Source organism: Streptomyces xingningensis (genome assembly GCF_054957865.1).
The window spans coordinates 40,566-48,889 of the sequence record NZ_JBDJPF010000058.1 but is presented as its reverse complement, the minus strand read 5'-3'; the positions used below and the strand labels follow the sequence as shown (position 1 = coordinate 48,889).

General features: G+C 75.0%; 7 protein-coding genes and 1 riboswitch. All 7 genes read right to left on the bottom strand.

Going from position 1 to position 8,324, the window contains the following annotated elements:
• Positions 1-53 precede the first annotated feature (53 nt).
• Genes cobC through ABCR83_RS25555 form a run of 7 tightly spaced genes read right to left on the bottom strand, consistent with a single transcriptional unit; the run spans position 54 to position 8,035 of the window.
• A complete protein-coding gene (gene cobC, locus ABCR83_RS25585) occupies positions 54-1,106 on the bottom strand; it encodes an Rv2231c family pyridoxal phosphate-dependent protein CobC (RefSeq protein WP_462697538.1) in 1,053 nt (350 codons plus the stop codon).
• A gap of 2 nt (positions 1,107-1,108) precedes the next feature.
• Positions 1,109-1,495: a cobalamin biosynthesis protein gene (locus ABCR83_RS25580; RefSeq protein WP_462697537.1), complete on the bottom strand. Its 387-nt coding sequence runs from the start codon at positions 1,493-1,495 to the stop codon at positions 1,109-1,111.
• A gap of 3 nt (positions 1,496-1,498) precedes the next feature.
• Complete coding sequence (locus ABCR83_RS25575; RefSeq protein WP_462697536.1) at positions 1,499-2,869, bottom strand: cobyrinate a,c-diamide synthase; 1,371 nt, start codon at positions 2,867-2,869, stop codon at positions 1,499-1,501.
• Positions 2,866-3,462: a cob(I)yrinic acid a,c-diamide adenosyltransferase gene (gene cobO / locus ABCR83_RS25570; protein ID WP_462697535.1), complete on the bottom strand. Its 597-nt coding sequence runs from the start codon at positions 3,460-3,462 to the stop codon at positions 2,866-2,868. The genes ABCR83_RS25575 and cobO overlap by 4 nt, the downstream gene beginning before the upstream one ends.
• The gene (locus ABCR83_RS25565) at positions 3,462-5,534 is read right to left on the bottom strand and encodes a putative cobaltochelatase (protein ID WP_462697534.1); all 2,073 of its coding nucleotides are present in this window, start codon (positions 5,532-5,534) and stop codon (positions 3,462-3,464) included. Before ABCR83_RS25565 ends, cobO begins: the two co-directional genes overlap by 1 nt.
• A gap of 43 nt (positions 5,535-5,577) precedes the next feature.
• Entirely contained in the window at positions 5,578-7,095 is a 1,518-nt protein-coding gene (locus ABCR83_RS25560) for a cobyric acid synthase (protein ID WP_462697533.1), read from the bottom strand.
• Positions 7,088-8,035, bottom strand: coding sequence for a cobalamin biosynthesis protein (locus tag ABCR83_RS25555; protein ID WP_462697532.1), 948 nt, complete (start codon positions 8,033-8,035; stop codon positions 7,088-7,090). Before ABCR83_RS25555 ends, ABCR83_RS25560 begins: the two co-directional genes overlap by 8 nt.
• 131 nt (positions 8,036-8,166) lie before the next feature.
• A riboswitch (cobalamin riboswitch) is annotated at positions 8,167-8,249 on the bottom strand.
• Positions 8,250-8,324: the final 75 nt, after the last annotated feature.

The window sequence follows — 8,324 nt, the reverse complement described above, 5'->3', positions numbered from 1 at the left end:
GCGATGCACCGCGCCAGACACCGCAGGGCCCGCACCGACCCATCGGACACCCCCTAGCCCTCGGCCAGCGCCTTCGCCAGCGCCTCCGCGAAGCGGTCCGTGGTCGCGCGGTCCCGGACCGCCAGGCGGAGGTAGTCGGGGCCGAGGCCCGGGAAGGTGTCGCCGCGGCGGACCGCGAAGCCCAGGCCGCGCAGCCGGGTCCGTACGGCCGTGGCCTCCGGCAGCCGGATCAGCAGGAAGGGGGCGGCGGCCGGGCCGTACCCGGTGATGGCGGGGAACTCGGCCAGCCGGGCCTGGAGATGGGCCCGGTCGGCGGCGATGCGGTGCGCGGCGTGTCCGGCCTCGGCGAGGGCCGGGGGCGCGCTGCAGGCCTCGGCCGCGGCGAGTGCGGGTGAGGACACCGGCCACAGCGGCTGGGCCCGTTCCAGCCGGGCGATCGTGCCGGGGGAGGCCAGGACATAGCCGATGCGCAGTCCGGCCAGGCCCCAGGTCTTGGTGAGGCTGCGCAGCACGATCAGCCCCGGCAGGTCGGTACGGGCCGCGAGCGACTCGCTCTCGCCGGGTACCGCGTCCATGAACGCCTCGTCCACGACCAGGGTCCGCCCCGGACGGGCCAGCCGGGCCAGGGCGGTCGCCGGATGCAGTACCGACGTCGGATTGGTCGGATTGCCGACCACCACAAGATCGGCGTCGCCCGGCACGGCGCGGGGATCCAGCCGGAAGCCGTCCGCCGCGTCGAGCACCACCCGCTGCACGGTGTGCCCGGCGTCGCGCAGAGCCGCCTCCGGCTCGGTGAACTGCGGATGCACCACCACCGGCCGGTGGCTGTCCAGGGCCCGGGCGAGCAGTACGAACGCCTCGGCGGCACCGGCCGTCAGCAGCACCCGCTCCTCCGGCAGCCCATGCCGCGCCGCCACCGCACGCCGCGCCGCCCGGCCGTCCGGGTATGCGGCGAGCGTCCCGAGCGAGGCGGCGATGCGCTCGCGCAGCCAGCTGGGCGGCGTACCCTGCCGCACATTGACCGCCAGGTCGGTCAACTCGGATCTGGCACCCCGCACTTCGGCGTCCCCGTGGTGGCGCAGATCGGGCTCGGGGGATATGTGCATGCTCAGACCGTACCGCCCCGGGCCACGGCGACCGTGACCCGGCCCGACTTCCGCTTCGGCACGACAAGCACCCCGCCCGGCCCGGCGGCCAGCAGCGCCGCCGCCTCGGCGACACTCGGCGTACCGGTGGCGGCGTGCGTCGCCACCGACGGGTGCGGCACCCGCTGGCCGGCCAACTCCGCCGCCGGGTAAGCCCGCACGGGCACCCCCAGCCGGGCGGCCGCCGCGACGATGCCGGGCTCACCGGCCTTGGCCCGCACAGTCGCCAGGGCCACGACGCGGCCGGGACCGGCGGCCGCCAGCGCACCCTCGGCCAGGGCCAGCACCTCGTCGGCGGTCACGCCGTGGCGGGCGCCGACGCCGAGGTGGAGGCCGGAGCGATCGGCCACCCCCTAATCGCCCACCCGCACGGCTGGCCGTCTCGCCTTCGCACCCGCCACCACGCGCCGCGCCGACTCCGGCGCACCCGCCCAGTGCAGGTGGAGGTAGGACGCATGGACGCCGCCGTGCACAAAGCCCTGCACGCCGCGCTGCGGATGGGTGACACCCCAGGCCGGGGACGGGCCCGCACCCGGGAGCGTCACCGTGCGGTGGAACTCATGGCCGCGCACCCGGGTGCCCGCCGCCGCCAGGGAGTTGTCGGCGAGGGCCACCGCCTCCCGGTAGCCCAGCGTCAGCCGTTCCGACATCCGTGCCTCCGCGTCCAGCACGCCGCACATCGGCTTGCCGTCCAGCGAGCGGCACAGGTACAGCAACCCCGCGCACTCCGCCACGACCGGCGCGCCGCTCGCCGCGAGCGCTGAAACCGCCGCGCGCAGCGGCTCGTTGGCGGACAGCTCCGGTGCGTACACCTCGGGGAAGCCGCCCCCGATGACCAGCCCGGAGGTGCCCGGCGGGAGTGCCTCGTCGTGCAGCGGGTCAACGGGGACGACCTCCGCACCCGCCGCGGTGAGCAACTCCGTGTGTTCCGGGTACGAGAAGGTGAAGGCGGGGCCTCCGGCCACCGCGATCACCGGAGCGGTGGCCGGGGCGGCGACCGGCGGCGACCACGCTGCCCCCGGCACCGGCGGTGCGCTGCGCGCCAGGGCCAGCAGGGCCCCCAGGTCGCAGCCCGCGCGCACCCGTTCCGCCTGGGCGGCCACCGCGTCGAGCGCCTCCGCGCGCCGCTCCGCGACCGGGACCAGGCCCAGGTGGCGGCCGGGCGTGTGCACCGCGGGAGCCCGCCGGACGGCGCCCAGCACCGGTACGCCGGATTCGTCCAACGCCTCGCGCAGCAGCGCCTCATGGCGGTCCGAGCCGACCTTGTTGAGGATCACGCCCGCGACCCGTACCTCCGGGTCCCAGGACGCAAAGCCATGCACCAGCGCCGCCACCGAGCGGGATTGCGCGGAGGCGTCCACGACCAGGACGACGGGCGCGCGCAGCAGTTTCGCGATATGCGCGGTGGAGGCCAGCTCGCCCTGGCCGCTCGCGCCGTCGAAGAGGCCCATCACGCCTTCCACGATGGCGAGATCGCAGCCCGCCGCGCCGTGCAGAAAGAGCGGAGCGATCTGCTCCGGTCCGCAGAGGTATGCGTCGAGGTTGCGGCCCGGGCGGCCCGTCGCCAGCGCATGGTAGCCCGGGTCGATGTAGTCGGGGCCGACCTTGTGCGGGGACACCGCCAGCCCCGCGTCCGCGAACGCCCGCATCAGGCCGGTGGCGATGGTGGTCTTGCCGCTGCCGGAGGCCGGGGCGGCGATGACCAGACGTGGTACGGAGGTCACCACTCGATGCCCCGCTGGCCCTTCTGACCCGTGTCCATCGGGTGCTTGACCTTCGACATGTCGGTGACCAGATCGGCGAAGTCGATCAGCTGCTCAGGGGCGTTGCGGCCCGTGATGACCACATGCTGGGTGCCGGGACGGTCGCGCAAGACCGAGATCACCTCGTCCGGGTCGACCCAGCCCCAGTGCATCGGGTAGGCGAACTCGTCGAGTACATAGAGCCGGTAGGTCTCCGCGGCCAGGTCGCGTTTGACCTGCTGCCAGCCCTCGCGCGCCGCCTCCTCACTGGAGGAGATGTCGCGCTGGACCCAGGACCAGCCCTCGCCCATCTTGTGCCAGGCGACCGTGCCGCCCTCGCCGGAGTCGCCGAGCACCCGCAGTGCCCGCTCCTCGCCGACCCGCCACTTGGCGGACTTGACGAACTGGAACACCCCGACCGGCCAGCCCTGGTTCCAGGCCCGCAGTGCCAGGCCGAAGGCCGCGGTGGACTTCCCCTTGCCGATGCCGGTGTGGACGAAGACCAGCGGCCGGTTGCGGCGCTGTCGGGTGGTGAGTCCGTCCTCGGGCACGACGGACGGCTGTCCCTTGGGCATTACGCGGCCTTCCTGGTGGGGCGTACGGTTCGTACCAGCGCGGAGACATTGTCCGCGCGCAGCTCGTCCAGCGTCACCACCGGGCCGTGCAGGGCCCGCCCCAGCTCGGCCGTCAGGCCGAGCCGCACCGGGCCGGACTCGCAGTCCACCACGATCGACGCGGTGCCCTCCGCGGCCAGCAACCGGGCCGCCCGGGAGGCCCGGGCCAGCGGTTCCGGGCCGCCGGTCGCGCGGCCGTCGGTCACCACGACCAGCAGCGGACGGCGCGACGGGTCGCGCAGCCGCTCCACCCGCAGCACCTCGTGTGCCTGCAGCAGACCCGCGGCGAGGGGGGTGCGGCCACCCGTCGGCAGCCTCTCCAGGCGCGCCGCGCCGGCGTCCACCGATGACGTCGGCGGCAGCGCGAGGTGTGCCCCGGTACCCCGGAAGGTGATCATCCCGATTTTGTCGCGGCGTTGGTAGGCATCGAGGAGGAGGGAGAGCACCGCGCCCTTCACGGCGCTCATCCGCTTGCGCGCGGCCATGGAGCCGGAGGCGTCCACGACGAACAGGACCAGGTTGCCCTCGCGGCCCTCGCGCAGCGACTCGCGGAGGTCGTCACGGCGGACGACCAGCCCCCGGCCGCTGCGGCCGCGGGCCCGCTGGTGCGGGGCGGCGGCCTGTACGGTCGCCGCCAAGTGCAGCCTGGACAGGGTGCCTTGGGGGCGGCGCGCCCCGGTGGTGCGGCCGTGCGCGGTACGGGCCCGGGAGCGCCGCCCGGCGGCGCCCTCGCCGAGGCCGGGGACATCGAACTTGCGGGTGCGGAACGGCTCCGCCGCGGCGACGGGCGGGGCCTCGGCGGCTGCGCCGCCCGGTGCTGCGGCGGAGGCCGGATCGGCCGGGGGCGCCGTCTCCCGGTCACCGGGGGCGGATTCCTCGCGCTGCGCCGGGAGGTCCGGGGTGGGCCCGCCGTCCTGCTGCGGGGGTTCGCCGCTGCCGGGGCCGTCGTCGTGGGGGCCGTCGGGCCCGGGGCCGTCCGGCTCCGGGTCGTCGCCCTTCTCCTCGTCCTCGAATTCCTCGTCCTCGAACCGGCTGAGGATCTCGTCCAGCTTGTCCTCGTCGAGACCGGGGGCGTCGAAGGGGGCGCGCCGGCGGCGGTGGGGGAGGGCGAGCAGGGCGGCCTGGCGGACGTCCTCGGTGCCGACGTCGCCGCGTCCGGCCCAGGCGGCCAGCGCCGTCGCGGTGCGTGCGGTGACGATGTCGGCCCGCATGCCGTCCACTTCGAAGCCCGCGCACACGGCGGCGATCCGGCGCAGCGCGCCGTCGCCGAGCCGTACGGCCGGCAGCAGGGCGCGCGCGGCGGCGATGCGCTCGCGCAAGGCGTCTTCCTCCGGCGCCCACTTGGCGGCGAAGGCCGCCGGGTCCTCGTCGTAGGCGAGGCGACGGCGGACGACCTCGACGCGCTCGTCGGTCTCGCGGGAGGCGGCGACCTCGACGGTGAGGCCGAAGCGGTCGAGGAGTTGGGGGCGGAGCTCACCCTCCTCGGGGTTCATGGTGCCGACGAGGAGGAAGCGGCTTGCGTGGCGTACGGATACGCCTTCGCGTTCCACCTGGGCGGCGCCCATGGCGGCGGCGTCCAGCAGACTGTCCACGATGTGGTCGCCCAGGAGGTTGACCTCGTCGACATACAGCACCCCTCGGTGCGCGTCCGCCAGCAGGCCCGGCTCAAAGGCCTTCACGCCGTCCGACAGCGCCCGCTCGATGTCGAGCGAGCCGACCAGGCGGTCCTCGGAGGCGCCGACGGGCAGTTCGACCATACGCGCGGGGCGGGTGTCGTGGGTGCCGCCGTGCTGCGGCCCGTCCGGGCACGCCGGGTCGGGAGCCGCCGGATCGCAGGAGAACCTGCAGTCCGTGACCACGTCGATCTCCGGCAGGAGCGCCGAAACGGCCCGCACGGCCGTGGACTTGGCGGTGCCCTTCTCGCCGCGCACCAGCACGCCGCCGATGGCGGGGGAGATCGCGTTGAGCAGCAGGCCCAGCCGCATGTCCGCCATCCCGACAACCGCGGTGAATGGGTAGGTGGGTGAGGACATCAGCGGGCGCCTCCTTGGCGAGGTTGGGTGTGGGCTACCAGGCTCACGGTGCCCCCGGCGGTATGAAGGGGGCGCCGGACGGGACGCCGTCCTCGATCAGCCGCAGCAGCGCATCCGTATCCGCGTGCTGCTCGATCAGATCGCCCAGGCGATCCAGCTGCTCCTCGCGCAGCGCGCCGAAGCTGGTGCCGGGTGCCGGTACGAACGCCCGCCCCGCCGCGTCCGCGACCCGGCGCAGGAACGCGCGCCGGAAGCCGTCGCTCTCCAGCGAGCCGTGCCAGTGCGTGCCCCATACCGGGCCGACCCGGCAGCCGTCCAGGAACTGCTCGTCCCCGCCCAGGACTTCGGCGACGCCATGGTGGATCTCGTACCCCTCCACCCGCTCGCCCAGTGCCTCGCCCACCGGCCGGGTCAGGGTCTTCTCCGGTGCGAACCGCACCCGTACCGGCAGCAGCCCCAGCCCCTCGACCGTCCCCGCCCGCGACTCGACCTCGTCCTCGATCCGCTCGCCCAGCAGCTGGAAGCCGCCGCAGATGCCCAGCACCGGGCGGCCCTCCGCGGCGCGCCGGGCCAGCGCCCGAGCGAGTCCGCGGTCACGGAGCCAGCCGAGCGCGCGTACCGTTCCCCGGGTGCCCGGCACCACCACCAGGTCGGCGTCCGCCAGTTCCTCCGGGCGGTCCACGAACCGTACGACCACGCCCGGTTCGGCGGCCAGCGCGTCCACATCCGTGAAGTTGGACATCAGCGGTATCGCGCAGACCGCCACTCGCAGCACCTCGCCGCCATGCGGCGGGGCGACGACCGATTCGCGCACCGCGCCGCGCAGCGAGACCCGGAGTCCGTCCTCCTCGTCGATGCCCAGCCCGTGGGCGAACGGCAGCACGCCGAAGGTGCGGCGGCCGGTCAGTCCGCGCAGCATCTCCAACCCCGGCTCCAGCAGGGTCACATCGCCCCGGAACTTGTTGACCAGATAGCCCGCTATCAGCTCCTGGTCCTGGCGGGACAGCAGCGCGGTGGTGCCGAAGAAGGAGGCGAACACCCCGCCCCGGTCGATGTCGCCGACCACCACGACCGGCAGCCGGGCCGCCCGGGCGATGCCCATGTTGACGATGTCGGTACGGCGGAGGTTGATCTCGGCGGGGCTCCCGGCGCCCTCGCAGATCACCGCGTCATGGGTGCGCCGCAGCTCGGCCAGACACTCGGTCACGGTGCCGAACAGCTGCTCCTGCCGCCCGCTGTGGTAGCCGCGGGCGCTCAACTCGCCCACCGGCTTGCCCATCAGCACCACCTGGCTGCTGCGGTCCCCGCCGGGCTTGAGCAGTACGGGGTTCATCAGCGCGCTCGGTTCCACCCGGGCCGCCGCCGCCTGCATCGCCTGGGCCCGGCCTATCTCGGCGCCCTCCCTGGTCACAAAGGAGTTCAGCGACATGTTCTGGGCCTTGAAGGGCGCGACCTTGACGCCCTTGCGGGCCAGCCACCGGCAGATGCCGGCGGTCACCACGCTCTTGCCCGCGTCCGAGGTCGTCCCCGCGACCAGCAGGCCCCCGCCCGACTCAGCCATCCGTCCTCCTGTTTACGGCCGTCCGGACGGCCATGGCGACCCCCAGGGCCAGCAGCGACACCCGCCGGGAGAGCCGTACCGCGCGCTCGATGTCGGCGACGGCGACCGGGCGCAGCTCCGCGCCCAGGACGGGGCGGTGCTCCACCCGGCCCGCGTAGGCCAGGGTGCCGCCGAGGCGTACGCCCAGGGCTCCGGCGAAGGCGGCCTCCACCGGCCCGGCGTTGGGGCTGGGATGACGGGCCGCGTCCCGGCGGGCCACCCGCCAGGCGCGGCGCGGGTGGGGGCCCGCGAGCGTGGCGAGCGCGGCGGTGAGCCGGGCGCCCGGCCAGCCGACGACGTCGTCGAGCCGGGCGGCGGCCCAGCCGAACCGGCGGTAACGGGACGACTTGTGACCCACCATCGCGTCCAGGGTGTTGACGGCGCGGAAGCCCACCAGCCCGGGCGTTCCGGCCAGGGCGCCCCAGACCAGGGCGCCGACCACGGCGTCGGAGGTGTTCTCGGCGACCGACTCGACCACGGCCCGGGCGATCTGCTGCTCGTCCAGGGCCTGGGGGTCGCGGCCGCACAGATGGGGCAGCCGCTCCCGGGCGGCCGCCGTGTCGCCCGCCTCGAGCGCCTGGCCGATGGCCCGCGCCTCGCGGCCCAGCGAGGCACCGCCCAGCACGGCCCAGGTGGCGGCGGCGGTCAGCGCGGCGTCCGCGGTACGGGAGGTGCGTACGGTACGGGCCAGCAGTGCGGCGCCCAGTGTGGCGCCGCCCGCGCACAGCAGGGTGTGCACGGTGCCGGGGCCGCGGTGGTCGCGCCACAGCCGCCGCTCGACGGCGTGCGCGGCCCGGCCGAAGGCGGCCACCGGGTGGCCGCGTTGGGGGTCACCCAGGACGAAGTCACCGAGAAAGCCGAGCGTGACGCCGTACCCGAAGCCGATGTGATCGGCGCGCACCGGGTCAGACCGCCGTCAACGCCTCGAAGGAATGGCGGGATCGGCTGGGCAGTGGTCGTCGGCGGCAGCCGCGCATGGTGCTGTGTCCTCACTCAGGGTCCGCGCCCTGGCTCGACGTGACCGGCGACCCAGAGTCTCCTGGCTCCCGGAGGCGCGTGGCTCGCACTCCCCGGTGACAGTGGCGGGACCGCGCCGGATTCGCACCGGCTTCCTCTGCGCTGTCGCCGTTTGGCTCCGGGAAGTCCACCACGGTCCGCGAGCGGCCGTCAACTTGCCGAGGGTGTGTTCT